The following is a 26,482-nucleotide window of genomic DNA, read 5'->3' on the forward strand; positions in this document are numbered from 1 at the left end:
CGGGCCGGCGCTGTCCATCCCATTAAACAGAACTGCCCGGCCGGAGTCTGGTATTTCGACGTCCGGCCGGGCAGCCTTACTGGTTACTTCCGCGCGAATGCCTGCTTCAGCAGGGCATCCTGCTCCGCGGCGTGGCGCTTCATGGAGCCCGCAGCCGTGGAGGCAGAGGCCGGACGCGACACCAGGCGGATCCTGCGATCCAGGGCATCGGGCAGGTTCAGGCCAATGAACGGCCACGGTCCCTGGTTGGCGGGCTCGTCCTGCGCCCAGACAACCTCGGCATTCGGGTACTTGGCCAGCTCGGCCGCGATCTCCGCGTGTGGCAGCGGGTAAAGCTGCTCCACCCGGACAATCGCCGTCGTCTTGTCATCGGTCTTCTGCCTGGTGGACAGGAGATCGTAGTAGAGACGGCCAGAGACCAGCAGAACGCGTTCGACGGCGTCTGCGGCCAGCTGCTCATGCTCACCGATGACAGGCCGGAACCCGCCGTTGGTGAAGTCCTCCACGGACGACGCTGCGGCCTTGAGGCGCAGCAGCTGCTTCGGCGTGAAGATGATCAACGGCTTCCGCGGCCGGCTGTACGCCTGGCGGCGCAGCAGGTGGAAGTGCGAGGCCGCCGTCGTGGGGTTGGCCACGATCATGTTTTCTTCGGCGCACATCTGCAGGAACCGCTCAATCCTTGCGGAAGAGTGGTCCGGGCCCTGGCCCTCGTAGCCGTGCGGAAGCATCAGCACCAGCGAGGAGCGCTGGCCCCACTTCTGCTCGGCGGAGGAGATGAACTCGTCGATGATGGTCTGCGCACCGTTGACGAAGTCGCCGAACTGGGCTTCCCACAGGACGAGGGCATCGGGGCGTTCCACCGAGTAGCCGTACTCGAAGCCCATGGCCGCGTATTCGGAGAGCAGCGAATCGTAGATCCACAGCTTCGCCTGGTCATCGGAGAGGTTGCCCAGCGGCAGCCATTCCTTGCCGTTGGCGCGATCGTGGAAGACGGCGTGGCGCTGTACGAACGTGCCGCGGCGTGAGTCCTGGCCCGCCAGGCGAACCGGCACGCCTTCCATGATGAGGGAGCCAAAGGCTGCGATCTCGCCAAAGCCCCAGTCGATGCCGCCTTCGCGGGACATCTGTTCGCGCTTCTCCAGCAGCTGCTTCAGCTTCGCGTGGATGGTGAAGCCCTCCGGAGCCTCCAGGTGCGCCTTGCCGATCCGGGCCAGGGTTTCCGCGGAGATGGCAGTCAACACGGGGGAGCTCATGCTGGAGTCGGACTGCTGGGCGATGGGCCGCTCAATGTCCGACACGGCTGCCGAATCCGCGGTGATGATCGGAATCGGGGAAGTCTGCGCTGCGTGGGTCTCGGCGAAGACCCGCTCCAGCCGTTCCTGGTAGTCGCGGAGCAGCTGCTCGGCTTCTTCCTCGGTAATGTCACCACGTCCGATGAGCGATTCGGTGTAGAGCTTGCGGACTGAACGCTTGGCTTCGATCAGGTTGTACATCAGCGGCTGGGTCATCGAGGGGTCGTCGCCCTCGTTGTGCCCGCGCCGGCGGTAGCAGACCATGTCGATTACAACGTCCTTGTGGAACCGCTGGCGGAACTCGTAGGCGAGCTGGCCAATGCGGACCACAGCCTCCGGATCGTCGCCGTTCACGTGGAATACCGGTGCCTGGATCATCTTGGCGACGTCGGTGGAGTACGTGGAGGACCGGGACGATGAGGGGGCAGTAGTAAAGCCCACCTGGTTGTTGACCACGATGTGGATGGTTCCACCGGTGCGGTAGCCGCGGAGCTGGGACAGGTTGAGTGTTTCGGCAACAACGCCCTGGCCTGCGAACGCGGCGTCGCCGTGGACAACGATGGGCAGGACCGGGAACGACTCACCCTGGTCCAGGCGGTCCTGCTTGGCGCGGACGATGCCCTCGAGGACCGGATCGACTGCTTCCAGGTGGGACGGGTTGGCGGCCAGGTAAACCTTGGTCTCCTTGCCGTTGTCCGAGGTGAAGGTCCCCTCAGTGCCGAGGTGGTACTTGACGTCGCCGGAGCCCTGGACGGAGCGGGGATCCTGGGTGCCCTCGAATTCGCGGAAAACCTGTGCGTAGGTCTTGCCGGCGATGTTGGTGAGCACGTTCAGGCGGCCGCGGTGGGCCATGCCAATGGCTACTTCGTCCAGGCCGTCATCGGCAGCGTCGGACATGATGGCGTCAAGCAGCGGAATCAGGGACTCGCCGCCTTCGAGGGAGAACCGCTTCTGGCCTACGAACTTTGTCTGCAGGAAGGTTTCAAACGCCTCCGCTGCGTTCAGCTTGGAGACGATGCGCAGCTGCTCTTCACGGCTGGGCTTTGAGTATGGGTGCTCCAGCTGGTCCTGGAACCACTTGCGCTCGGCAGGCTCCTGGATGTGCATGTACTCGATGCCCGTGGTGCGGCAGTAGGCGTCACGCAGGACGCCCAGGATGTCGCGGAACTTGAGCATGGGCTTGCCGCCAAAGCCGCCGGTGGGCCATTCGCGGTCCAGGTCCCAGAGCGTCAGGCCGTACGTGAGGACGTCAAGGTCCGGGTGCTTGCGCTGGACGTATTCGAGGGGATCGGTGTCCGCCATCAGGTGTCCGCGGACGCGGTAGGAGTGGATCAGCTGCTGGATCCGGGCAACCTTGTTGATTTCGTCTGCCGGGTCCACCTGCTTGTCGGCGCTCCAGCGCACGGGCTCGTACGGAATGCGCAGGGACTCGAAGATCTCGTCGTAGAAGTTCTGTGCGCCGAGCAGGAGCTGGTGGACCAGCTTCAGGAACTCGCCGCTGCCGGCGCCCTGGATCACGCGGTGATCGTAGGTGGAGGTCAGCGTGAGGACCTTGCTGATGGCGTTCTGGGCGATGATCTTCTCGCTGGCACCCTGGAACTCGGCGGGGTAGTCGAGTGCGCCGACGCCGATGATGGCTGCCTGGCCCTTGGAAAGGCGCGGCACGGAGTGCACAGTGCCGATGCCGCCCGGGTTGGTCAGGGAGACCGTGGTGCCCTGGTGGTCCTCAGCGGTCAGCTTGCCGTTGCGGGCGCGCTTGATGAGGTCCTCGTAGGTGTGCCAGAACTCGGAGAAGTTGAGGGTCTCGGCCTTCTTGATATTCGGCACCATCAGCAGGCGGGTTCCGTCGGGCTTCGGCATGTCGATGGCGATGCCGAAATTGACGTGTGCCGGCTGGACGGCGACGGGCTTGCCGTCCACTTCGTCGTAGTACACGTTCATGGAAGGGAACTGGGAGAGCGCGCGGATGACCGCGTAGCCGATGAGGTGCGTGAAGGAGACCTTGCCGCCGCGCGCACGTGCGAGGTTGGAGTTGATGACAACGCGGTTGTCGATCAGCAGCTTGGCGGGGATGGCGCGGACGCTGGTGGCGGTGGGTACCTGGAGGCTGGTCACCATGTTGGTGGCAATGGCCTTTGCCGGTCCGCGAAGGACGGAAACAACGTCTTCTTCCGGAGCCGTGGGTGCCTTGACGTTCTTGGGCAGCTGCGCCGGGATGGGCTGCGAGCCCGTGCCGGACTCGGTCTTCTTCGAACCGTCGCGGGCCACGGTGGCAGGAGCCTTCTTGACCCGTGCCGGCGCAGGAGCAGCGGGTGCCGCAGAGGCAGGCTGTGCCGACGGGGCGGGAGGAGCTGCTGCCGGCTGCGCTGCCGGTGCCGCAGGAGCTGCATTCACGACCGGCATTTCCCTCGTTGCAGGGTGGGCAGCGGCATGCCCCGAATTTCCGTTGGAAGAAGAACTGCCGGCCGAGCCGAAGGATTCAAACAGCGGCCACCACTTGGCGTCGACAGCGTTCTTGTCCTTTTGGTACTGCTCGTACAGTTCGTCAACGAGCCACTCGTTTCCGCCAAATTCCTCTGGTAGACGGTGGCTAGGCTGCTCTGGCACTTGAAATACGCCTCTTCCATGAGTTTGATTTCTCTCCGGCCCACGGTGCTTCAGCACTACGTTTTAACCGGTCTCTGCGTCCTCTGAACCCAGACCATTGCCAGTCTAGTAAGCATCCTGTGGTAACTGCCAATAAGGGTGACCCAAATCATGAAGTGACGTGAAAAGGCCGAAATATGGCGGCCTGGAGCGAAGGGAAATGAGGGTTTTGCAGCGTGTGCGGGTCCGTCCGGGAGCCCGTGGCGGGAGTCGCGGCGGGGCAGTCCGGCTCCTGTAGACTGAAATTCTTATGGACAGTAAATCTAGGTGCCGGCCTGGGGGCTGTCAGCGGAGCGTAAACAGCGCCGCCCAGTCCACCCGCAGAGCCGGCAAACCCCGAACACGCGCCCATCACCATTCGCTGGCACAGCCGGCAGCAGCTGCAAAGGAAACTGCGTCGGCGTCGGCCGACCATCCTCCGCCGGACCGATGTTCCAGGCACTGCTTCCCGCCTTCAACGCCCTGCCTTGCAGCCACTGCTGCCCGGGCGGGATGCTGAATGGAATGGCTTCTCCTGGCAGCAGGTTTGCTGCTGATCGCCGGCACGGGCTTTTTTGTCGCCGTCGAGTTTTCACTTATTGCCCTTGACCAGGCCACCGTCCAAAGGGCCATCGACGACGGCGACGCCGGCGCCGTTCCATTGCTTGCGTGCCTGAAGTCCCTCTCAACCCAGCTCTCCAGCTGCCAGCTCGGCATCACGTTGACCACCTTGCTGACCGGTTACGTGATGGAGCCGTCAGTGGGCCGGCTTCTGGAAGGCCCGCTGGCCGCCGTCGGACTTCCCGACGTAGCCGTGGCCTCCATCTCGCTGGTCCTGGCGATGGTGATCGCCACGCTGCTGTCGATGCTCCTTGGCGAACTGGTTCCCAAGAACATGGCCATCGCCCTTTCCTTCCCCGTGGGCCGCGCGCTGGCACGGCCACAGCTGATGTTCACCGCCGTGTTCAAACCCGCCATCGTGGTGCTTAACGGCTTTTCCAACAAGGTCCTGAATGTTTTCGGGCTCGAGGCGAAGGAAGAGATTTCCGGCGCCAGGACACCTGCCGAACTCTCGTCGCTGGTGCGGCGATCGGCGGAGATGGGAACGCTCGACGCCGGCACGGCCAACTTCGTGGCACGCACCTTGAACTTTTCGACGCGGACGGCTGCCGACGTTATGACGCCGCGCATCCGGGTGGAAACCATCGAGGCGGACCAGCCGGTCTCTGACATCGTTGCTGCCGCACGCCGTACCGGATACTCACGTTTCCCGATCATCGGTGAGTCGGCGGACGACATCAGGGGGCTGGTCCACGTCAAGAAGGCGGTGGCCGTTCCCTGGGACCGCCGGCAAAACCTGGAAGCCGGGGCCATCATGACTGACGTTCTGCGGGTTCCGGAGACCATCCACCTTGACGCCCTGCTGGCGGAACTCCGTGAGGGCAACCTGCAGCTCGCGGTTGTCCTGGACGAATATGGCGGAACCGCCGGCATCGCCACCCTCGAGGACCTCGTGGAGGAAATTGTGGGCGAAGTGTCTGACGAACATGACAAGGTACGTCCCGGGCTGCTGCAGAGCGCGTCGGGCGACTGGTACTTCCCCGGACTGCTCCGCCCGGATGAACTGTCCGAACAGATTTCCGGCCTGACCGTTCCCGATGAGGCGGCCTACGAAACAGTGGGCGGCTACGTGATGAGCAAGCTGGGCCGGATCGCCGTGGTGGGCGACACCGTCCCCGTTGGCGGCGGAACCCTGAGTGTCACCAGGATGGACGGCCGGCGGATCGACCGGATCTGTTTCCGGCCGGCTGCACCCGAACCTGAGTCCGGGAACAACGACGACGGGACTGAACGATGAGCGACTGGGCCGGAATACTGTGGCTGGTTGTGCTCCTGTTCGGCAACGCGTTTTTTGTTGCCGCCGAGTTTGCGGTGATGTCAGCGCGGCGCAGCCAGATCGAACCGCTGGCCGAGGCCGGCTCCAAGCCGGCGCAAACCACGCTCCGGGCCATGGAGAATGTTTCGCTGATGCTCGCGTGCGCCCAGCTGGGCATCACGGTTTGTTCCCTCCTGATCCTGCTGGTGGCAGAACCGGCCATCCACCATCTGCTGGCTGTGCCACTGGAGATGTTGGGCCTGCCGATGGAAGTTGCCGATGTGGCTGCCTTCGCCGTGGCGCTGATGCTGGTGACGTTCCTGCACGTAACCTTCGGCGAGATGGTGCCGAAGAACATCTCGGTGAGCGTGGCCGACAAGGCAGCGCTCTTGCTCGCCCCGCCGCTGATGTTTGTTGCCCGGCTGGTCCATCCCGTCATCTCCGTTCTTAACTGGTCCGCGAACCACATCCTCAAGATGCTCCGCATTGAGCCCAAGGATGAGGTGAACTCCTCCTTCACCCTCGAAGAGGTGCAGTCGATCGTGCAGGAGTCCACGCGCCACGGCCTGGTGGACGACGATGCCGGGCTCATCACCGGCGCGCTCGAATTTTCAGAGTACACGGCGGCGGACATCATGGTTCCGCTGGAGAAGCTGGTCATGCTGAAGGCAGCCACCACCCCGGTGGAGTTTGAGAAGGCTGTGAGCCGCACCGGCTTCTCACGTTTCCCCATGTTTGACGATGACGAACTGTTGTACGGCTACCTCCATGTGAAGGACGTCCTGTCCATTCCGGAGGCCGCCTACGAGCACCCCATCGCCGAGAGCCGGATCAGGTCCCTCGCGAACCTGGCCCTGGACGACGAGATTGAAAAGGCGATGTCGGTGATGCAGCGCACCGGTTCGCACCTGGCACGGGTCATGGGCCCCGACGGCAATACAAAGGGCGTCCTGTTCCTGGAAGACGTGATCGAGCAGCTCGTGGGAGAGATCCGCGACGCTACCCAGGCCACGGGCGTCCGCAGGTTGGGTCAACCAAACGGCGCCTGACATTCCGGGTGCCCAGCGGACGTCCTGGGCACCTGGACCGGCTTATACCTAAATAGGAATCATTCCTATTTAGGTATAAGCTGGAGTGGTTCTTTCCGTTCCCCCTGAACTGAGGTTTCCGTGCGCCGTTTCGCCGCTGCCCGAACGTCTTTAGCCGCCCTTGCCGGGCTGGGCCTGATGCTCACCGCCTGCAGCCCGCAGCCCGAGGTGCCGTCCGAAGATGGGGCCGCTATTAATGTGGTGGCATCCACCAACGTCTACGGGGACATCGCCACAACAATTGGCGGAGATGAAGTCAGCGTCACCGCCATCATCAACAAGACGAGCCAGGACCCGCATTCTTACGAAGCCACCGCCCAGGACCGGTTGGCCGTTTCCAAGGCGGACCTCGTGATCGAAAATGGCGGTGGATACGACGAGTTTCTCCATACCTTGGCGGAGGACAGCAACCTTGACGCAGGCAAGGTGCTGAACGCCGTCGAACTCTCCGGCCTGGCGCACCCCGAGGAAGAGGCCTCTGTAGGGGCCACACCCGCGGAATCGCCGGCGGGGGACGACCACGCCCACGATCACGGCGGGTTGAACGAGCATGTCTGGTACAACTTCGCAGCCATGGGACAGCTGGCCGATAGCGTTGCCGCCAAACTCGGCGAGCTGGAGCCTGCCTCGGCCGCAACCTTCGAATCCAACGCTGCCGCCTTCAAGTCCGGGCTGGAGGAACTGGCCGGAAAACTCGAAGGGCTGAAGGCTGGAACTGCCGGCGCCCAGGTGGCTGTCACTGAGCCCGTGCCCGTATACCTGCTCGAAGCTGCAGGCCTGGAGAACGCCACGCCTGATGACTACACTGCTGCGATTGAGGAAGGCTCCGACGTTCCGCCGGCCGTCCTCAAAGCCGCAACGGACCTGGTGTCCTCCAAGTCAGTGCGGTTCCTTGCCTACAACGGGCAGACCGGAGGTCCACAAACTGAGGCGCTGAAGAAGGCGGCCGAAGCGGCAGGCGTTCCGGTGGTCGATTTCAGTGAAACTCTGCCGGAGGGCAAGACCTACCTGCAGTGGATGACGGACAATGTGAACAACGTCAGCAAAGTTCTGGAGAAGAATAGTTGAAACCCGTGGTCAGCCTCACCGGGGCGTCCCTCGCATTCGGAAAGCGGACGCTCTGGGAGGATCTGGACCTGGACATCAGGCCCGGCGAGTTTTTTGCCGTGCTCGGCCCCAACGGCAGCGGCAAAACAAGCTTCCTCAAGGTCCTGTTGGGTCTCCAGGACCTGCACCGGGGCAAGGCCACCCTTGGCGGGCATCCCGTTGAGCGCGGCAGCAGCCTGATTGGCTACATCCCCCAGCAAAAGTCTTTCGCCCGCGATACGCCCATGCGTGCCCGCGACCTGGTGGGCCTGGGGGTTGACGGACACCGCTGGGGCCTCCGCCTGTCCGCCGCCAAGGCGAACCGCAGGATTGATGAACTCCTTGAACTCGTGGGGGCATCGGAGTACGCCAAGGTTCCGGTGGGCCAGCTCTCCGGCGGCGAGCAGCAGCGGCTCCGTGTTGCCCAGGCACTCGCCACCGACCCCCAGGTCCTGCTCTGCGACGAACCACTGCTCTCCCTTGACCTGCACCACCAGCAGGCAGTCAGCGCACTAATCAACAAACAATGCCACGAGCAGAACAGCGCCGTGGTGTTTGTCACCCACGAGATCAACCCCGTCATCGACTACGTGGACCGGGTGCTCTACCTGGCCGGCGGGCGCTTCAAGGTGGGCACTCCGGAGGAAGTTATGACCACGGATGTCCTCTCCGACCTTTACGGCAGCCACGTTGAGGTAATCCACGCCAACGGGCGCATCGTGGTGGTGGGCCTGCCGGATGCCACCACGCATCATCACGCAGAAGCCCATGCCCTTGCCGGGGAGGTGGCCTGATGGACGCCGACAGTATCATTGGTGCGATCTTCAGCTTCGAGAACTACGGCGAATTGTTGGTCCTGGTCCAGAACTCGATTTGGGCAGGAGCCGTCCTGGGCCTGCTCGGCGGGCTGGTGGGAACGTTCGTTATGAAGCGCGACCTGGCGTTCGCCGTGCACGGAATTTCCGAACTGTCCTTCGCCGGCGCCGCCTTTGCCCTGCTGATTGGGGCTGACATCGTTTTTGGTTCCCTGATCGGTTCTGTAGCCGCAGCCCTGCTGCTGGGCCTCATGGGGGTCAGGGCCAGGGACAAGAACTCGATCATCGGCGTGATCATGCCCTTTGGGCTGGGCCTCGGGATCCTGTTCCTCTCCCTGTATGAGGGCCGTGCGGCGAACAAGTTCGGTTTGCTCACTGGGCAGATCGTGTCAGTCGATACCGTGCAGCTTCAGGCCCTGGCCGGAACCGCGGTGGTGGTGATGGTGGTCCTCGCGGCCATCTGGCGGCCACTGAACTTTGCCAGCGTTGATCCGGAACTGGCCGAGGCCCGGGGCGTTCCCGTCCGGACGCTCGCCATCGTTTTTATGGTCCTGCTGGGAATCAGCGTGGCTCTTTCCATCCAGGTGGTGGGAGCCCTGCTCGTGCTCGCACTCCTGATCACACCGGCGGCCGCCGCCCTGCGGGTGACTTCCTCGCCTGTGGCTGTGGTGGTGCTCAGCGTGGCATTCGCCATGACGGCGACCGTCGGCGGAATTCTGCTGGCCCTTGGCGGACGCATCCCCATCAGCCCCTACGTCACCACGTTGTCGTTCCTGATCTATGTGGTATGCCGCGTGATCGGATCCGTCCGGTCCTCCCGGGGCATCAACGGCAGGGTACTGCAGGCGCACTGATCCTGCTGGGGTACTTACCCTTTATGCGCGCGCGGCCAGCAGCAGGGACGGCTCCCGACGCCGGGCCCTCCTAAAGCTTGCCGGCGGCCCTGAGTGCCGAGCAGTCCGGGCACAATCCGAAGATCTCGACCGTGTGCGCGACCTCCGTGTACCCGTGTTCGCTGGCCGTGCGGGCTGCCCACGTTTCCACGGCCGGCGCTTCCACCTCGACGGCCTTGCCGCAGTTCCGGCACAGGAGGTGGTGGTGGTGGCCGGTGACGGCACAGCGGCGGTATACCGCTTCGCCTTCGCCATTGCGCAGCACGTCCACCAGCCCCTCGTCGGCAAGGGACTGGAGGATCCGGTAGGCCGTGGCGAGGGACACCGATACGCCCTGGTTCTGCAGGATTCGGTAGAGCTCCTGCGTGCTGACAAAATCGTCAAGCTCATCAAGGGCGGCGCTGACTGCCAGCCTCTGCTTGGTGACGCGCTGTTCCTTGCCTGCTGCAGGACCGGACGCTCCTGCAGAACCGGCAACCGTCCGTGTGGTGCCGCCCGAAGCCGGGGCAGAAGCGGCCTTGGTGGAATCAGCCTTGGTGCCGAACGGCATGGATGAACTCGCTTCCCTCAGGATGGTGGCAAAGACCAAGATTACCAGCCGGAGCTTCGTGGACAGGGGTTCGTGCCGGACCCTAGGCTGGCGCTATGAAGCTGACCAAATACACCCATGCCTGTGTCCGGCTCGAGAAGGACGGCCGGATCATCGTGCTGGATCCGGGGACATTTTCGGAATCGGCTGAGGCCCTGGCAGGTGCCGAAGCAGTGCTGGTCACGCACGAACATGGCGACCATATCGATGTTCCCGCAGTGGTGGCTGCCTTGAAGGGCAGCACGGACCTGGCGGTTTTTGCCCCTGCGGGCGTTGCCGACAACTTGCGCAAGGAAGCTCCAGGAGCCGCGGCCCGTATTAATACCGTCGATCCCGGGTCATCCTTCGAAGTGGCGGGCTTCGAGGTCCGCAGCTTTGGCGGACAGCACGCCTTGATCCACCCGCAGATCCCCGTCGTGGCCAACGTCGGCTACCTTTTGGACGGCAACGTGTACCACCCGGGCGATTCCTTTGTTATTCCATACGGCATCAGCGTGCAAACACTCCTCGTTCCCCTTCATGCGCCATGGAGCAAGGCCGCCGAGGTGGTGGACTTCGTGATCGGCGTCCGCGCACCCCGCGCCTTCCAGATCCATGACGGACTGCTTAATGACGCTGGCCTGAAAATTGTGGAGGGCCACGTCAAGAGGCTCGGAGCCAAGTACGGCACGGAGTATCAGCACTTGGCGGTACGGGAGTCCGTGGAGGTCTAAAGCCCGGCGCCGTCCCAGCTTCCGGTGTCGAAAAACCGCCGGATCACCGCTTCATACGGCGCAGGGTCCAAGCCGTGCGAAGCCAACCAATCCGGGTGGTAGTAGTTGCCTGCGTAGCGTTCGCCGCCGTCGCACATCAGCGAGACGATGCTGCCCTTCCGGCCCTCCGCGATCATTCCGGCAATGAGCTGCCAGACGCCCCAGAGGTTCGTGCCGGTTGAGGGGCCGGCGTGGAGTCCGGCGAGCGTGTGCAGGTGACGCATGGCGGCGATCGACGCAGCGTCCGGAACCTGGATCATGTGGTCGATGACCGATGGCACGAAGCTGGGTTCCATCCTTGGCCGGCCGATGCCCTCGATCCGGGATGGCAGCCCGGTGGCCGGGCCGGAGGTGTTACCGCGCCAGCCCGGGTAGAAGGCTGAGTTCTCCGGGTCCACCACCAGAAGCCGCGTGGGATGGCTGTGGTAACGGAGGTACCTCCCAATCGTTGCGCTGGTGCCGCCCGTCCCTGCGCCCACCACAATCCAGTCCGGAATGGGATGTTCCTCCAGTTCGAGCTGGCCGAAGATGGACTCCGCAATGTTGTTGTTTCCGCGCCAGTCCGTTGCCCGCTCGGCGTAGGTGAACTGGTCCATGTAGTGCCCGCCGCAGGTGGCGGCGACTTCCTCCGCCGTCGCATAAACCTCGGAGGCATGGTCCACCAGGAGGCAGGCACCGCCGAACTGCTCAATCAGGGCAATTTTTTCGGCGCTGGTAGTGCGTGCCATGACGGCGATGAACGGCAGCCCCAGGAGCTGGGCAAAATAGGCTTCGGAGACCGCGGTGCTGCCGCTGGAGGCCTCAACAATGGTGGTGTCCTCCCTGATCCAGCCGTTGACCAGCCCGAACAGGAACAGGGAGCGCGCAAGCCGGTGTTTAAGGGAGCCGGTACGGTGTGTGGACTCATCCTTCAAATAGAGCTGTACACCCCAGTGCTCCGGGAGGGGCACCGAGTAGAGGTGGGTATCGGCGGAGCGGTTGTTTTCTGCCGTGATTTTCCGGATGGCTTCGTCGGCCCAGTCCCGGCCCGCAGTGCGCTCGATCTTCACCGCACCAGCCTACCCGCGGCCGCCGGAGCTGCCGTTAGAGTGGGAGCGTTGGCTGCCCACCGGAAGGAGCACGATGAATCCGCTCATGGATGTTTCGGCGCTGGAAAAGCGCCTGGCTGCCGGCCGGCGTACGGTGCTGCTGGATGTGCGCTGGGCGCTGGGGGACCCGCACGGCCACGACCACTACCTGCAGGGGCACTTGCCGGGCGCCGTCTTTGTTGACCTGGCCGGCGAGCTTGCAGACCCTGCAGCTCCCGAGCGGGGCAGGCACCCGCTGCCATCTCCGGGCGCCTTACAGGATGCGGCGAGGCGCTGGGGCATCACCAGGGGCGATGTTGTGGTGGCCTACGATGACAGCGCCAACATGGCGGCCGCACGGGCGTGGTGGATGCTGCGGAACGCCGGCGTTCGGGAGGTTTACCTGCTCGACGGCGGCTTGGCAGCGTGGCGTGCGGCAAACTTGCCCATCGAACAGGGCGAGGTCAGGGCCAGTCCCGGTGACGTCACCCTGGCAGACGGACAGATGCCCGTGCTGGTCGCAGCCGACGTGACCGGCTGGCTGGAGGCCGGGCTCCTTGCGCCTGGTCCCGCTTCGGAGAGAATCCTTCTCGACGCGAGGGCCGGAGAACGCTACCGCGGCGAGATTGAGCCCGTTGACCCCCGCGCAGGCCATATCCCCGGTGCTGTCAGCGCTCCGACCACCGGGAACGTGGACGGCGCCGGCCGGTTCCTGCCTCCCGCCGAGTTGCGCCGGCGCTTCGAATCGCTGGGCATAACCGATGACAGCCGGGTGGGTGTCTACTGCGGGTCCGGGGTCACGGCAGCCCATCAGGTGGCAGCCCTCGAACTCGCCGGATTCCATGCTGCCCTCTATCCCGGATCCTTTTCGGAGTGGTCCAGCAATGCCAACCTGCCTGTGGTGACGGGACCGGAACCCGAAGGCGCCGGCGGGCCGGTTGAGTGGAAACATGGCGAGGCTGAAGGGTAGCGTCGCACTATGACTCCTGGACGTCCCGTGCCGCCACCCCTCGCCAATCCTGTCACCCCCAAACCTGCCGCTCCTGCACCAGCTGGCTCTGGCGTCATTGCCTCTGACGACGGCGTCCTGGCCGCCGCTTACGGCGCGACGTCTCCGGACAGCGGGCTGGTGCCGCTGACCCTTGCCCGGCGCGCTCCCGGGGCGGACGACGTCGAAATCGCCATTGAGTTTTGCGGGTTGTGCCATTCCGATGTCCACGCGGTGCGCGGCGAGTGGGGTGGCCAGAGCTGGCCGCTCGTGCCCGGCCACGAAATCGTGGGTACTGTCAGCCGGGTCGGGTCAACCGTCACCGACTTCGCGCCCGGGGACCGCGTGGGCGTGGGCTGCATGGTGGATTCCTGCCGCGAGTGCGACAGCTGCCTGGACGGGCTGGAACAGTACTGCGAGAACGGGATGACCGCCACGTACGGTGCATTGGACCGGCGGAAGGGCGGTTCCCTGACGCAGGGCGGCTATTCCTCCTCGGTGGTGGTGGACCGCCGCTACGTCCTTCGGGTGCCCGGATCCCTGGACCCCGCCGCCGTCGCACCGTTGCTGTGCGCAGGGGTCACGACGTTTTCGCCCCTGCGGCATTTCGACGTCGAAGAAGGCGATGTGGTGGGTGTGGTGGGGCTGGGCGGACTCGGCCACATGGCCGTCAAGCTCGCCAAAGCCATGGGAGCAAAGGTGGTGGTGTTCACCACGTCCGAGTCCAAGGTTCCGGCAGCTCTGGAACTGGGCGCCGACGAGGTAGTCCTGTCCCGCGATGACGCAGCGATGGACGCCGCCAACCGCACCATCGACCTGATCATCGACACTGTCGCAGCCCCGCACGACCTGAACCCGCTGTTCCGCACCCTGCGCGTGAACGGTGCGCTCTTCCAGCTCGGCCTTCCGTCCGAACCGATGCCGCCGGTCAACCCGCGGGCGCTGATTCGGCGCCGGATAGCATACACAGGCTCCTTGATCGGAGGCATTGCCGAAACACAGGAGATGCTGGATTTCTGCGCGGAGCACGGCGTTGTTGCCGACATTGAACTGGTCCGGGCTGAACAGCTGAACGACGCCTACGACCGGATGGTGGCCGGAGACGTGAAATACCGGTTTGTGCTGGACACCAGTACCCTGCAGGCACCCGCCAAGGAGGCAGACGCATGAGCACCCTTTTCACCAGGATCCTGAACGGCGAAATTCCCGGCCGCTTTGTCTGGCGGGAAGACGACGTGGCCGCGTTCCTCACCACGGGACCGCTGGCCGACGGACACACCCTGGTGGTTCCCACGGAGGAAGTGGACCGCTGGACCGATGCTTCCCCGGAGACCCTGGCGAGGGTCATGGAAGTGGCCCGGCGGATTGGAGCCGTCCAGGTGGAGACCTTCGGCGCGGCGCGGGCGGGGCTGATCGTGGCAGGTTACGAGATCAACCACCTCCATGTGCACGTGTGGCCTTCGAGGAGCATGGCTGACTTCAACTTCGCCTCTGCAGACCAGAATCCGGATCCGAAGGTCCTGGATGCCAACGCCGAGAAACTCCGGGAAGGCCTCCGGGCCGCCGGATACGGCGCGTTCGTCCCGGCCTGACGGTTCCGGCTGGCCGTTCCCGGCCTTCTGTTCCCGGCCCAGGCATACTGCCTAGGCCGGGGCCAGCGCCTTGTTGAGCACGGCACGGATCCGCTTTTCGGATACCGAATAGGCCGTCCCGAGTTCGACGGCGAAGAGGCTCACCCGGAGCTCTTCGATCATCCAGCGGACCTGGGCCAGTTCGCCCCCGGCCCGCCGTCCCGGCAGCAGGGCGGAAGCGGCGTCGTCGTAGTCGTCCTCGAGCCGCTGCACTACCGCCATGCTGAGGGCATCGCGCTGGACGTTGCCCGGGAGGCGCTCGAGCCGCTTTTCAATGGCGGCAAGGTACCTGGGGAGCTGGCTGAGCTGGGCATAGCCGGTGCGTGCCACAAACCCCGGGTACACCAAGTGCTCCAGTTGGCTCTTGACGTCATTGAGCGCGCTGATGAGCGCGAGGCTGGTAGTGCCCTTGAGCTGCTTTTCAATCCGCCGGGTACTGGCAAGGATGCGCTCCACCACGGCGGTCACGCTGAACACGGTATCGATCAGCTCGGCCCGGACCACTTCATAGAGCACGTCGAAGGACTGCCGGTCCCACGGCAATTCGGCCGGGGTGAGTTTGTCGATGGCTGCCAGCGCGCAGTCGGCAATCAGGGCTGCGACCGAGCCGTGCGGGTTCTGGCTGAATGTCAGCTTCTCGGTGTTGCTCAGATGCTCCAGCACGTACCGGTCGGGAGCGGGAACGCGCAGCGCCAGCAGCCTGATCACACCGCCACGCATGGCGTCCTGCTGCTCCTCCGGGGTCTGGAAAACCCGGAGTGCCACCGACTTGCCCTGGTCAACCAACGCCGGATAGCCGGTGACAGTGTGGCCTTTAACCATGCTGCTGACCTGGCGTTGGATGGTGCCAAAGCTCCACTCGGTCAGGCCTTCCTGTTCCCGGAAGCCGGCGGAGCCGGAGCCAGCCGGGACGGAGGCGGGCGCCTGCACCCGGGGATTCCCGCCGTCGTCGGACGCGCCGCCCGTACGCGCTGCCTTGCTGCGCGGAGCGGTAGAGGCAGGCGTGGCACCGAGAGATTCGGCAATGGCCCGCCGGGTGGCGGGGGCCAGCTGTTCCTGCAGGGCCGCGAGGTCCTTGCCCTCGTCCAAGACCTTGCCCTTGCTGTCCACTACCTTGAAGGTCACGCGAAGGTGCGGGGGCACCGCGTCCCAGTTCCACGAACCGGGCGGGATGATGCTTCCGCGGATACGGCGGAGCGCAAGTTCAAGGGACGGTTCAAGTTCATCGGAGGCGGGGTCGAAATCGGACTCCAGCACCGCCACTGCCTGGCGGGCTACGTCCGGGGCAGGAACAAAGTTCTTGCGGATCTGCTTCGGCAGGGACTTGATCAGCGCCGTCACCAGTTCCACGCGCTGGCCGGGGATCAGCCAGCGGAAGGCCTTGTCGTCCAGCTGATTCAGGAAAAGGACCGGTACCTCGGCAGTGACGCCGTCGTTCGGGTTGGGCGGCGAGCCGGGGGCGACCGGGTGGAACTCGTAGGTCAGCGGGAGTTCAAAGCCCTTGTGCAGCCAGGTCTTCGGGTAGGCGGATTCGTCGAGCTCGTCGGCGTCATTGTTGAGGAGGAGCGACTTGTCATAGTCCAGGAGGTCCGGGTTCTGGTGCCGGGCGTCCTTCCACCATTTATCAAAGTGGCGTTCGGAGACGACGTTCGTCCCCACCCGGGCATCGTAGAACTCAAACAGCGTCTCGTCGTCCACCATGAGGTCCCGGCGCCGCATCCTGGCTTCGAGTTCCTCAACCTCCTGTAGGAGGGCACGGTTCCGGTGGAAGAACTTGTGGTGGGTTTTCCAGTCGCCCTCCACCAGGGCATGCCTGATGAAAAGTTCCCGGGCGACCACCGGGTCCACCCTGCCGTAGTTAATCCTGCGCTGGGCGATGATGGGCACGCCGTACAGAGTGACCTTTTCGTAGGCCATGACCGAGCCCTGGCGCGTGGACCAGTGGGGTTCGCTGTAGCTGCGCTTGACGAGGTCCGGGGCCACCTGCTCTGCCCAGGCGGGATCAAATTTCGCTGCAACCCTGGCCCAGAGCCGGCTCGTTTCCACCAGCTCCGCCGCCATCACGAAGGTGGGCGACTTCTTGAACAATGCGGAACCGGGGAAGATTGCGAAGCGGCTGCCCCTGGCCCCGGCGTACTCACGCTTGCGCTCATCCAGGATGCCGATGTGGCTCAAGAGCCCGGACAGGAGACTGATGTGGATGCCGTCATGGTTGCCTACCGGATCGGCCAGGCGCTTATTGTCCAGGCTAATGCCCAGGGGCCGGGCAAGCTGGCGCAGCTGGGCAAACAGATCCTGCCACTCGCGCACCCGGAGGTAGTTGATGAATTCGGCCCGGCACAGGCGGCGGAAGGCTGACGACGACAGTTCCTGCTGCTTCTCCTGGATGTAGTTCCAGAGGTTCAGGAAACCGGTGAAGTCCGAGTTCTCGTCCTTGAACCGGTTGTGCTTTTCCGCCGCGAGTTGCTGCTTGTCCGTAGGGCGCTCACGGGGGTCCTGGATGGTGAGGGCTGCTGCCAGGATCATGACTTCACGGACACAACCGCGTTTGCCCGCTTCCACAATCATCCGGCCCAGCCGGGGATCCACCGGGAGCTGGGCGAGCTTTTGCCCGACGGCGGTGAGCCCGCCGCCGCTTTTCGCACCGCCCGTGCCGTTCTGGGGCTGCGCGGCAGCCAAGGCGCCAAGCTCACGGAGCAGCGTGACGCCGTCGTTGATTGCCCTCGTTTCGGGGGGTTCAACGAAGGGGAAGTTTTCGACGTCCTTCGGTCCACGTGCCACTCCCATTGCTGTCATCTGGAGGATGACGGCGGCCAGGTTCGTGCGCAGGATTTCGGGATCGGTGAAGCGGGGCCGGGACTCGAAGTCCTCCTCCGAGTAGAGGCGGATGGCGATGCCGTCAGACACGCGGCCACACCGGCCGGAACGCTGGTTGGCCGATGCCTGCGAGACGCGCTCGATGGGGAGCCGCTGGACCTTGGTGCGGTGTGAGTACCGGGAGATGCGCGCTGTGCCCGTGTCGATCACGTATTTGATGCCCGGCACTGTCAGCGATGTCTCTGCCACGTTGGTGGCGAGCACGATCCGGCGTTTGTTGCCCGGATGAAAAACCTTGTGCTGTTCCTGCAGGCTGAGACGAGCGAACAGGGGGAGGATTTCGGTACCGGCCAGCCTTCTATTGGACTGGATCCGGGACTGGAGGGCATCAGCGGCATCGCGGATTTCGCGCTCGCCGGAAAAGAATACGAGGATGTCGCCAGGTGCTTCCGCAGCCAGTTCATCCACCGCGTCACAAACGGCGTCGAGCGGGTCGCGGTCTTCCTCGAGCTCGTCGTCGGACGCGTTCTCTTCATCTGTTCCGGCAAGTGGCTGCGACAGCGGCCGGTACCGGATTTCCACCGGGTACGTCCGCCCGGAGACCTCGATGATGGGGGCGGGGACGTCCGGAGTGCCGAAATGGTTGGCGAACCGTTCCGGATCGATGGTGGCGGAGGTGATAATCACCTTCAGGTCTGGCCGCTGCGGCAGGATCCGCTTGAGGTAGCCAAGGATGAAGTCGATGTTGAGGCTGCGCTCATGGGCCTCATCGATAATGATTGCGTTGTACTTGCGCAGCAGCTTGTCGCGCTGGATTTCCGCCAGCAGGATGCCATCGGTCATCAGTTTGACCTTGGTGTTCCGGCTGACTTCGCCGGTGAAGCGGACCTGGAAGCCGACCTCCTGGCCGATGTCCACGCCCAGTTCCTCGGCGATGCGCTCCGCAACAGTGCGGGCTGCAAGCCGGCGCGGTTGGGTGTGGCCGATCAGGCCGTTTTCACCCAGGCCAAGCTCAAGGCACATCTTGGGAATCTGGGTGGTCTTACCGGAGCCGGTCTCGCCGGCGATGATGGTGACCTGGTTAGCTGCGATGGCGGCCATCAGGTCTTCGCGGCGCTCGGAGACTGGGAGCTCGGCAGGATACGAAATGTGAAGTGTCATGGCTGCTGACAGTCTACTGCGGGAGCCCGGGCTTCCCGCTTTCGACTGGTTGCAGCCCTACCTGTTGTTTGGGTGATTGGGCCTAGAAAATGCGGAGCGTGTAGTTGGTGCTGGGAAGGTCCAGGGCGGACCATGCTTCATGCGATTCGACGGGAGGCGTGTGCCCCCGCCCGTCACGCAGGAGGGCCGACACAGTGGCGGCGAATACGAGGAGCAGCAGGACGATGAGGGCGGTTGTGAGGATTTCCATGCCTCCATGCTTCTCCTACCTGCTACCAAGAAAAAGTGGCAGAAATGCCCAAAAAGCTATAATTCCTGCCACAATGGAAGCATGCTGAAAACAGTAGCCGTCATCGTGGTTCCCAACTTCTCGATGTTCGAATTTGGCACTGCCTGCGAAGTGTTTGGCATCGACAGGTCCGGGCGGGGGAGCGGTGTCCCGGCTTTTGACTTCCGTGTCTGCACGCCGGTCCCGGGGGATGTCCCCCTCAAGTCCGGCCTGTCCATGAATGTGGGCCTGGGGCTGGAAGCCACTGCCGACGCGGACCTGGTGATCATGGCTCCGTACGGCCGGGACGATGACCTGCCGGTGTCCGTCCTTGAGGCGCTTCGGGCGGCGGACGAAAGGGGAGCGTGGGTCATGTCCATCTGCTCAGGAGCTTTCGCCTTGGCCCGTGCGGGCCTCCTGGACGGCCGCCGCTGCACCACACACTGGCACTATTCAGGTCAACTGGCTGCCGAATACCCCCGCGTGCACGTGGACGAGAATGTCCTGTACGTCCAGGACGGCAACATCATCTCCTCCGCCGGTACGGCCGCCGGGATCGATGCCTGCCTGCACCTGGTGCGCGTGGAACTGGGCGCACACGTGGCCGCCGCGATAGCCCGCGACATGGTGGTTCCCCCGCACCGGGACGGCGGCCAGGCACAGTTTATCGACCGGCCCATGCCCACCTGTGGCTCGGCGCCGATGGAGGAACTCCTCCGCTGGATGGTGGAGCACCTGGACCGAGAACACACCGTGGGCGAACTGGCGGCCCGGGTGCACATGTCCGCGAGGACTTTCGCCCGGAAGTTCCGGTCGGAAACCGGTGCAACGCCGGCGGCCTGGCTTAATTCCCAACGGGTGCTCCGCGCCCAGGAACTTCTCGAGTCGACCGACCTGAACATCGATGAGATCGCGCGCGAGTCCGGATTTGGGCATCCGGTGCTGCTGAGGCACCATTTTGCAAAAGTCCTGGACACCAGCCCGCAGTCCTACCGGCGGGCCTTCCGCGGACAGCTGGCAGAAGTTGGTTAGCTCCGGGCTTCAAGTATCCCGGCGCTGTGCCGCGCGTGACTCCTCCGCGGCTGCCCGCGTGCTGTCCACCAGCACCCGCCAGGGACCGGTGACGGCCTGCTCAGGCAGGGCTGCCCGGTGCTGCCCTGCACGTATGGAGTAGATGAAACGGTCCGGCTGGGCTCCTGAGTATTCCGCCGCGGCGGCTCGTGGTGTTCTGGGCACGGCGTCCCAAGGGCATGCTTCGACGATGGGCTGCCATTGATTCCTGGCCTTCTCGGACTCGGCGTTTACCGTCCAAACCCGAGTCATCGCCGCGATCCCGCCGGTGCGCTGCACACTGATCTTCATAGCCTGGTTCCTGGCTGGTTCGAGCCTGGTGGCCCGAAGTACGGCAGCCAGGCGACCCGTTAAAGCTTGACCTTCACAGTTTCCCACGCGTTCCGCACGGCGTCATGCTCTTTTGAATCAGAACCGAAAAGCTCCGCAGCGGTAGCGGCAGTGGCGCGCGCGAATACAGTGAAGGTCGCGCCGGTGGGCAAATCACCGCTGGTGAGCGTCTCGTACCAAATGCGCCCGGGGGAGTCCCAGGCGTTCCCGCCCAGCTTTTCCGCCACCAGGTAGAAAGCCCGGTTGGGGATGCCTGAGTTGATGTGGACACCGCCATTGTCGGCGCTGGTTCTCACGTAAGAGTCCATGGAATCCGGCTGGGGATCCTTGCCCAGCACGTCGTCGTCGTACGCGGTTCCCGGGGCCTTCATGGAACGCAGGGCGCGCCCCTCCACCTGAGGCGTGAAGAGGCCCTCGCCTATGAGCCAGCTGGCCTCTGCCGCTGATTGGTTCTTCACGTACTGCTCCACAAGGGCACCGAAAACATCCGACATTGACTCATTGATGGCTCCGGCCTGGTTCCGGTACACCAGCGCGGCCGAGTACTGGGTAACCCCGTGGGCAAGCTCGTGCCCGATGACGCTGATGGACCTGGTGAACCGCTCGAAGACCTCCCCATCGCCGTCGCCAAAGACCATCTGCGTCCCGTCCCAAAACGCGTTGTCGTAGAGTTTTCCGAAGTGCACCGTGGCGTTCAAGGGCAGCCCGCGGCCGTCGATCGAGTTCCTTCCGAAGACGTCGGCGTAGAGGCGATGCGTGTGGCCCAGCCCGTCGTAGGCCTCATCCGTTGCAGGATCCCCCGTGGCGGACTCGCCCTCCTTTCGCACGAGTTTGCCCGGAAGGACTTCTGAACCGCCGGCGTCGAAAACCGAGCGGTTCGATGGTCCTGGCTTGGCCTGACGCACTCCCGCCGGGACATCGGGGGCTGCCTGCGTGCGGGCCGCGTGGACCGAGCGGACATGTCCCAAGGCTTCTTTGGCGGCCCTTGCTGCCGCAGAAAACTCCGGAGCGTCCTGCCTGGCCAGCCGCCTCAACAGGTAGGGCGGAATGATGGAACAGAACGGAACGTGCATGGCGTACCCCCTCAACTTGGTGAATTCAGACTACGAGGGGGCACTGACAAAGCGGCGCAGGCGCACGTCGTCCTTCGGTAAAACGAACAATGTCAGACCCCCTCGCCATGATGGGGGTATGGATACGAACGCGGCAGTGGCACAGGCGGAGGCGGCCGTTGTGGCTGCTGTCGCGGCGTTTGTTGCGGTGCTCGCTGGCGGCGATACAGCTGTCTCCGGTGCCGCTGATCCTGCCTTCGCAGTTGAGTCTGATGATCCGTTGCAGCGGGTTGCTGATGGGGCTTTGGATGTCCTGGCCGGGGTGGCCCGGTCGGAAGCGAAGCTGGCGGCGGTGAAGGCGCAGGCGGTGGCGGTGTTTGCAGGGGCCACGAAAGCGTTGAACGCTCCGGTTTCGTCGCCGTATGAGGTGGCGGCGCAGGAGCGGAGTTTGGTGGCTGAGGTGGGGTGTGTGCTGGCGATCGGTGACCGGGCCGCCGGTGCCCTGATCGCCGATTCCCATGCCCTGACCAGCTCCTTGCCCCGGACCCTGGCTGCTTTGCAGGCCGGGACGGTTTCCTGGGCGCACGCCCGGACCATGGTGGACCAGGCCGCGAGCCTTGACCCTGCCGGGGCGGCGGCGTTGGAGGCGCATTTCCTGGACCGGGACACGCCGAAACCGGGAGCAGCCGCCATGGTCGGGGAGATGCCGGCGTACCGGTTCAAAGCCAAGGCCCGGGCCTGGCGGGAACGCCATCACCCGGAGAGCCTGGAGCAGCGGCACGCTCGGAGTGTGGCGGACCGGCGGGTCGAGTACTGGCTTGATGGTGACGGGATGGGCTGGGTCGCCGCGTGTCTGCACGCGGACCAGGCGTCCGCCATCTGGGACCGGCTGACGGCGGCAGCGCGGGGCTTGCAGGGCCCTGCCGAGTCCCGGACCCTCACCCAGCTCTGGGCGGATGTCGCTGCGGGCTGGCTTCTGGGCACTACCACCGAGATCCCCGCACCCCGGGCGCAGGTGCTGGTCACCGTTCCCGTGTTCTCCCTGCTGGGTCTGACCGATGAACCGGCGGTGCTCGACGGGCACGGCCCGATCCCCGCCTCGATGGCACAGAACCTGGTCGCCAACGGGGCGGACTCGTTCTACCGGGTACTGATCGATCCGCGGGACGGGGCACCGTTGGAGATCGGCCGGACCAGCTACCGGCTGACCAAAGCGATGCGGAACTGGCTGCGGCTGCGGGACGGTAAATGCCCGTTTCCCGGCTGCAGCAACAACTCCCTGGACAACGAAGCCGACCACCTCCTCGCCTGGCACCAAGGCGGCACCACCGGAATATCGAACCTGGGCCAGCCCTGCCCAAAGCACCACAAACTCCGCCACACCAGCGGCTGGAAACCAACACCAGCCACCACAACCGAACCACCCGGCTGGACCTCACCCACCGGCAGGCACTACAAAAGCGAACACCAAGACTGGGAACCACCACACTGGCCGGAGTCTGTCTTGTCAGCGAAGGTCATGGTGCCTGATGACCTCTCTGGTGACGGGCGGCCGTCCGCCCAACTCGCCCAACGCAGGCCTCCACCCGAGGACCTGCCTGCTGAAGACCTGTTCTGGCACGAGGAGCTGCCACAAGACACCTTTGCCGACTGGTTCCTGCGCGGATACAGGCTGCCGAAGGACCCTCTCCCGGAAGACGTCTGGTGGGCGATGGCATGCGAAGCGAGTGCGGGCGTGAGGTGACGAAGGGTGGGCGATGAAGCGGCCCTCACTGATGGCATCGCGTGCTGGCGGCGTCCGCACTTGTTTTGATGCGGCGAGCCTGAGGGTCGAGGCGACCATGATCACCGGGAACCGCAGCACGGGAAAGGAACCTTCTCGGGCAAAGAGAAGCACCCCGGTCGGTGGACCGGGGTGCTTCTGGTGATGGTGCCCTCGATAGGATTCGAACCTACGACCTTCTGCTCCGGAGGCAGACGCTCTATCCCCTGAGCTACGAGGGCAATCCGGGGAATCCCGCCGTTGCTGACGGGACGTCCTAGAGCTTAGCAGTAAGGTGGCCTGCAAGGGAAAATCGCCACTCCAACGCTCACCTGAACGCTAGTAAACGCCTAAATCAGTAGCCCGAGAACGAGTCCACGTGCACGCGCCTGGCCCCGGCTTCCTTTGCCGCCCGGCGCAGCGAAGCGACACTCGCTGGTGAGCCCGAGATGAAAACCTCGCGCTCGGCGATGTCGGGAATCGCCGCACTGAGAGCTTCGCCGTCCACCCTGGCAGCATCGGCCGGGAAAACACTTATATGCGACGGCGGCTGGGAACCGTCGGCAATCCTGGCCACCACACGAACGCCTGCATCCTTCAGTTCTTCCGCATAGGCAATCTCGTCAGCACTTCTGGCCAGCAGCAGGAGCACCGCATCGCGATCCTCTAAGCCTCCGGAAGAGATGTGTGAAAGGAAAGGCGTGATCCCGATTCCTGCAGCAATCAGCAGGACCGGCTTGCGGGGGTCGCGGGGGAGGATGAAGTCCCCTCCAACGGCAGTGGCTGTCAGTTCGTCGCCAGGCTTCAGCGAAAGAAGGGCCTTCTTGGCCGCAGACACGGGCTCAGCAGTCCGCACGCCGAACTTAACCAGGCGGTCAGCCGGGGCGCCCGTCAAACTGAACACCCGGCGTCGTCCTTTTCCGTCCGACTTCGCATGCGGAAGGTCCAGCTCCATGTATTGCCCCGGCACAAAGCGGACAGGCCGGGAGGGCTCGAAGGAAAATTCCGTAGTGCTGGGCGTCAGTGGCCTGGTTCCGCTGAATTTCAGCTTCACGCCGCCCCGCTGGCCCACCATAAAGGCGAGAAGATTGCCAAGCAGCAGCGCGGTCTCGGGAGAGTTCGCGAGGAAACCAAAGTTGTACGGGACCGCAAACACCACGCCGACCACAGCCGCGAGTGCCAGTTGCTGCCACCTGCGCGGCGGCAGTGTCAGCGGCTCGGTGAGCATAAATCCTACAAAGAACAGCAACGGCCGCTGCGCCAATGACTGCCACAACGCCATCCCAACGGACATGCCCGACTGGAGGAGTTCCGCCGTGATGATGGCGCAGGCGACGATGAGGAAGACCGAGGCCATCAGGAACTTGCGCGTCCGGTACAGGACCAGGAGAACGCCGGGCACCAGCAGCCACAGCATGGCAGGGGTAGCTGCCCACCACGTCGCAATGTTGAGCCCGGTGAGCCCAACCACGAAGGCTCCCGCAGCGGCGGGGTTGAAGACGTGGCGGCCGCGCCACGCGAGCGCATACTTTGATGCCGACGCCAGGACGCAGGCCAACGCCACGCCCGCCAGATCCATCGGCGCGAAGGAAGGCCAGAACAGGAAGTACAACAGCAGTCCGGTGATGAGCGAGGACTCTGAGTGGGGCCGCACGTGGAAAATTGCTGCCAATGCCCTGTTTGAGGCATAGGTCAGGCCAAGGCACAGCACCAGGTGCGCCAGCATCTCAGGAATGCCAAATGTCAGCCAGCCCAGGGCGTCGAGCAAGAGGCTGTAAGCGGCCAGGCCTGCAAGGACCAGGAGGATGAGCCGGTACATCGTGAACCGGCCAAGCACGGTGTCCAGCCGTGCAGCCACGGAGGGGGCGGGCCTGGCTTTCGGCGTTTCCACAGGGCTCATGTGAACAGTCTCCCTTCAAACTCCGCGGAGTGGGCCGCGCTCCCGTCGGAGAATACGGTCAGCCAGGAGAAATCGAACTCTTGCTCCAACCGGGCGCCCGGCGCGAAGAAAAGCGCGGTGGCCAGGGCATCCGCCAGCATGGCGCTGTCTGCGAGGACCCAGGTGGCGACGGCGGTCCTCACCGGCTGCCCCGTTGTTCCGTCCAGCACATGGTGCAGGCCGTCGCCCCAGGCCCGCCGGTTTGACGCCGAGGCACAAAGCGCCCGCCCGGCGAGGGGAACGATTCCGATTGCCTGAGCCGGATTGTAAGGATGCTCCAAAGCCACCTGGGTGGATCGGGGGCCCCTTGCAAGCAGGTCGCCGCTGCCGTCAATGACGAAGGAATCAATCCCTTCAGCGCCCAGTTCATCGGCCAACAGATCCACCAGCAGGCCCTTGCCTGCCGCCCCGATATCCAGAACCACCGGTGAAGTGGTGGTGATGGTGGTTCCCGACCACTCGAGGACCCGGTCCCAGCGGGGCGCCGGCAACGGGGATCCTGAGGGCTTGAGGGAGTATCCGGCGTCGTACCCCAGCCGCTCCAGGGAGGCGCCGATCAGCGGGGTCATGGCCCCGTCGGTCAGTCCGTAAAGCGTCCTGTACAGCGGGCCAAGCCTCTCGGCCTCCTCCGGAAACCCATACCGCCCGGGCTCCCGTGCCATGAAGCTGACGCGGGAATCGGATCGGAAACGGGACCAGTCGGCGTCGAACTTCTCCACCCGGCCAAGGAGCCGTTTCCGCATTGGCTCGTCAAGCGGAAGAGGCGTGGAGATTTCCCAATGCGTGCCGATTCCCTCGAACGCAAAGTCCTCCCAGTCCGCGCCCGGCACCTTCTACTGCGCCTCCGATTTAATCTGTTCCACGGCCTGGTTGAATCCACCGCTGGTCAGCGAGGAACCGGCAACCTTCGAGACGTTGAGCTCGTCGATGTTCTTGCCCACCACCTGATCGGCGATCCCGCCGGCGAACTCACCCTGGAACTTGCGGGTGTTGGGATTCGAGGGATGCTGGGTGATGTCCACAGCGGTAACCGTGCCCCCGGCAAGGGTGAGTTCGACCCCAACTGTCTCGGTGCCGTTCGGGGAGACGTAGTTTCCGTCGGCGCTGTACGTGCCGTCTTTGTACGTGGAGCCGCTGGTGCCCGGAGATGAGGCTCCTGCCGACGGCGTGGCGGCGGAAGTTTCCGAAGCGTTGCCCGCGGGGGCGGGGGGCGTGCTCTCAGTGGCGGACGGCGCGCAACCGGCCACCGTTCCGGCGAGGGAAAGGCCGGCGATTCCAGCGAAAACACTCTTGCGGACTGACGGTCTCATAGGAAGGCTCTCATTTCGGCTAAGTGTTTGGGACGGTGCTTACGGTGGTGTCAACGATGAACCCAGCGTA

The 26,482-nt window shown here is 64.4% G+C and carries 21 protein-coding genes and 1 tRNA gene; 11 read left to right on the forward strand and 11 right to left on the reverse strand.

Going from position 1 to position 26,482, the window contains the following annotated elements:
• Positions 1-83: 83 nt before the first annotated feature.
• Entirely contained in the window at positions 84-3,899 is a 3,816-nt protein-coding gene (locus tag AC5RV1_RS14340) for a multifunctional oxoglutarate decarboxylase/oxoglutarate dehydrogenase thiamine pyrophosphate-binding subunit/dihydrolipoyllysine-residue succinyltransferase subunit (RefSeq protein ID WP_493995007.1), read from the reverse strand.
• A gap of 538 nt (positions 3,900-4,437) precedes the next feature.
• Between AC5RV1_RS14340 and AC5RV1_RS14345 the strand changes: the two genes are divergently transcribed.
• The 5 genes from AC5RV1_RS14345 (at position 4,438) to AC5RV1_RS14365 (ending at position 9,636) form a co-directional block, all read left to right on the forward strand.
• Positions 4,438-5,775 (forward strand): hemolysin family protein, encoded by a 1,338-nt coding sequence (locus AC5RV1_RS14345; protein ID WP_493946573.1) that lies wholly within the window; start codon positions 4,438-4,440, stop codon positions 5,773-5,775.
• Complete coding sequence (locus AC5RV1_RS14350) at positions 5,772-6,842, forward strand: hemolysin family protein (protein ID WP_493995008.1); 1,071 nt, start codon at positions 5,772-5,774, stop codon at positions 6,840-6,842. The genes AC5RV1_RS14345 and AC5RV1_RS14350 overlap by 4 nt, the downstream gene beginning before the upstream one ends.
• A gap of 120 nt (positions 6,843-6,962) precedes the next feature.
• Positions 6,963-7,949 (forward strand): metal ABC transporter solute-binding protein, Zn/Mn family, encoded by a 987-nt coding sequence (locus AC5RV1_RS14355; RefSeq protein ID WP_493995009.1) that lies wholly within the window; start codon positions 6,963-6,965, stop codon positions 7,947-7,949.
• Entirely contained in the window at positions 7,946-8,761 is an 816-nt protein-coding gene (locus AC5RV1_RS14360) for a metal ABC transporter ATP-binding protein (protein WP_493995010.1), read from the forward strand. Before AC5RV1_RS14355 ends, AC5RV1_RS14360 begins: the two co-directional genes overlap by 4 nt.
• Positions 8,761-9,636, forward strand: a complete 876-nt coding sequence (locus AC5RV1_RS14365; protein ID WP_493995011.1) for a metal ABC transporter permease — start codon at positions 8,761-8,763, stop codon at positions 9,634-9,636. The genes AC5RV1_RS14360 and AC5RV1_RS14365 overlap by 1 nt, the downstream gene beginning before the upstream one ends.
• Positions 9,637-9,706: 70 nt before the next feature.
• Here the strand turns inward: AC5RV1_RS14365 and AC5RV1_RS14370 are convergent, their stop codons facing one another.
• Complete coding sequence (locus AC5RV1_RS14370) at positions 9,707-10,225, reverse strand: Fur family transcriptional regulator (RefSeq protein WP_493947174.1); 519 nt, start codon at positions 10,223-10,225, stop codon at positions 9,707-9,709.
• Between the two features lie 95 nt (positions 10,226-10,320).
• Between AC5RV1_RS14370 and AC5RV1_RS14375 the strand changes: the two genes are divergently transcribed.
• Complete coding sequence (locus AC5RV1_RS14375; protein WP_493995012.1) at positions 10,321-10,977, forward strand: MBL fold metallo-hydrolase; 657 nt, start codon at positions 10,321-10,323, stop codon at positions 10,975-10,977.
• Here the strand turns inward: AC5RV1_RS14375 and AC5RV1_RS14380 are convergent.
• Positions 10,974-12,065 carry a PLP-dependent cysteine synthase family protein gene (locus AC5RV1_RS14380; protein ID WP_493946567.1) on the reverse strand — a complete coding sequence of 364 codons (1,092 nt, stop codon included), beginning with the start codon at positions 12,063-12,065 and terminating at the stop codon, positions 10,974-10,976. The two genes, AC5RV1_RS14375 and AC5RV1_RS14380, sit on opposite strands and share 4 nt — an antisense overlap.
• A gap of 73 nt (positions 12,066-12,138) precedes the next feature.
• Here AC5RV1_RS14380 and AC5RV1_RS14385 point away from each other — a divergent pair, with 73 nt between their 5' ends.
• The 3 genes from AC5RV1_RS14385 to AC5RV1_RS14395 are packed head-to-tail and all read left to right on the forward strand — an operon-like array spanning position 12,139 to position 14,663.
• Positions 12,139-13,053 carry a sulfurtransferase gene (locus AC5RV1_RS14385; RefSeq protein WP_493995013.1) on the forward strand — a complete coding sequence of 305 codons (915 nt, stop codon included), beginning with the start codon at positions 12,139-12,141 and terminating at the stop codon, positions 13,051-13,053.
• Positions 13,054-13,062: 9 nt separating this feature from the next.
• Complete coding sequence (locus tag AC5RV1_RS14390) at positions 13,063-14,241, forward strand: NAD(P)-dependent alcohol dehydrogenase (protein WP_493995014.1); 1,179 nt, start codon at positions 13,063-13,065, stop codon at positions 14,239-14,241.
• The gene (locus AC5RV1_RS14395) at positions 14,238-14,663 is read left to right on the forward strand and encodes an HIT family protein (protein WP_493946564.1); all 426 of its coding nucleotides are present in this window, start codon (positions 14,238-14,240) and stop codon (positions 14,661-14,663) included. Before AC5RV1_RS14390 ends, AC5RV1_RS14395 begins: the two co-directional genes overlap by 4 nt.
• 51 nt (positions 14,664-14,714) lie before the next feature.
• Here AC5RV1_RS14395 and hrpA read toward each other — a convergent pair whose 3' ends face one another.
• Both hrpA and AC5RV1_RS14405 read right to left on the reverse strand, forming a co-directional pair.
• Positions 14,715-18,680 carry an ATP-dependent RNA helicase HrpA gene (gene hrpA / locus AC5RV1_RS14400; RefSeq protein ID WP_493995015.1) on the reverse strand — a complete coding sequence of 1,322 codons (3,966 nt, stop codon included), beginning with the start codon at positions 18,678-18,680 and terminating at the stop codon, positions 14,715-14,717.
• A gap of 82 nt (positions 18,681-18,762) precedes the next feature.
• Positions 18,763-18,930: a hypothetical protein gene (locus AC5RV1_RS14405; protein WP_205484217.1), complete on the reverse strand. Its 168-nt coding sequence runs from the start codon at positions 18,928-18,930 to the stop codon at positions 18,763-18,765.
• 81 nt (positions 18,931-19,011) lie between these two features.
• Between AC5RV1_RS14405 and AC5RV1_RS14410 the strand changes: the two genes are divergently transcribed.
• A complete protein-coding gene (locus AC5RV1_RS14410) occupies positions 19,012-19,980 on the forward strand; it encodes a GlxA family transcriptional regulator (protein ID WP_493995016.1) in 969 nt (322 codons plus the stop codon).
• A gap of 9 nt (positions 19,981-19,989) precedes the next feature.
• Here the strand turns inward: AC5RV1_RS14410 and AC5RV1_RS14415 are convergent, their stop codons facing one another.
• The gene (locus AC5RV1_RS14415) at positions 19,990-20,310 is read right to left on the reverse strand and encodes a protealysin inhibitor emfourin (protein ID WP_493995017.1); all 321 of its coding nucleotides are present in this window, start codon (positions 20,308-20,310) and stop codon (positions 19,990-19,992) included.
• 59 nt (positions 20,311-20,369) lie between these two features.
• The gene (locus AC5RV1_RS14420) at positions 20,370-21,422 is read right to left on the reverse strand and encodes a M4 family metallopeptidase (RefSeq protein ID WP_493995018.1); all 1,053 of its coding nucleotides are present in this window, start codon (positions 21,420-21,422) and stop codon (positions 20,370-20,372) included.
• Between the two features lie 118 nt (positions 21,423-21,540).
• On the opposite strand from AC5RV1_RS14420, the gene AC5RV1_RS14425 reads away from it, so the two are divergent.
• Positions 21,541-23,145 (forward strand): HNH endonuclease signature motif containing protein, encoded by a 1,605-nt coding sequence (locus AC5RV1_RS14425; RefSeq protein WP_493995019.1) that lies wholly within the window; start codon positions 21,541-21,543, stop codon positions 23,143-23,145.
• A 184-nt stretch (positions 23,146-23,329) separates the two neighbouring features.
• Here the strand turns inward: AC5RV1_RS14425 and AC5RV1_RS14430 are convergent.
• The 4 genes from AC5RV1_RS14430 to AC5RV1_RS14445 form a co-directional block, all read right to left on the reverse strand.
• Positions 23,330-23,405: transfer RNA gene (locus AC5RV1_RS14430), tRNA-Arg, on the reverse strand.
• A gap of 113 nt (positions 23,406-23,518) precedes the next feature.
• On the reverse strand, positions 23,519-25,063 hold the full coding sequence (locus AC5RV1_RS14435) for a ferredoxin--NADP reductase (RefSeq protein ID WP_493995020.1): 1,545 nt from the start codon (positions 25,061-25,063) through the stop codon (positions 23,519-23,521).
• Positions 25,060-25,932 carry an FAD:protein FMN transferase gene (locus tag AC5RV1_RS14440; protein ID WP_493995021.1) on the reverse strand — a complete coding sequence of 291 codons (873 nt, stop codon included), beginning with the start codon at positions 25,930-25,932 and terminating at the stop codon, positions 25,060-25,062. Before AC5RV1_RS14440 ends, AC5RV1_RS14435 begins: the two co-directional genes overlap by 4 nt.
• A gap of 3 nt (positions 25,933-25,935) precedes the next feature.
• Entirely contained in the window at positions 25,936-26,412 is a 477-nt protein-coding gene (locus AC5RV1_RS14445; RefSeq protein WP_493946557.1) for an FMN-binding protein, read from the reverse strand.
• Positions 26,413-26,482 lie beyond the last annotated feature (70 nt).

The sequence above is a fragment of the Arthrobacter sp. Hb9-2 genome, assembly GCF_059091165.1.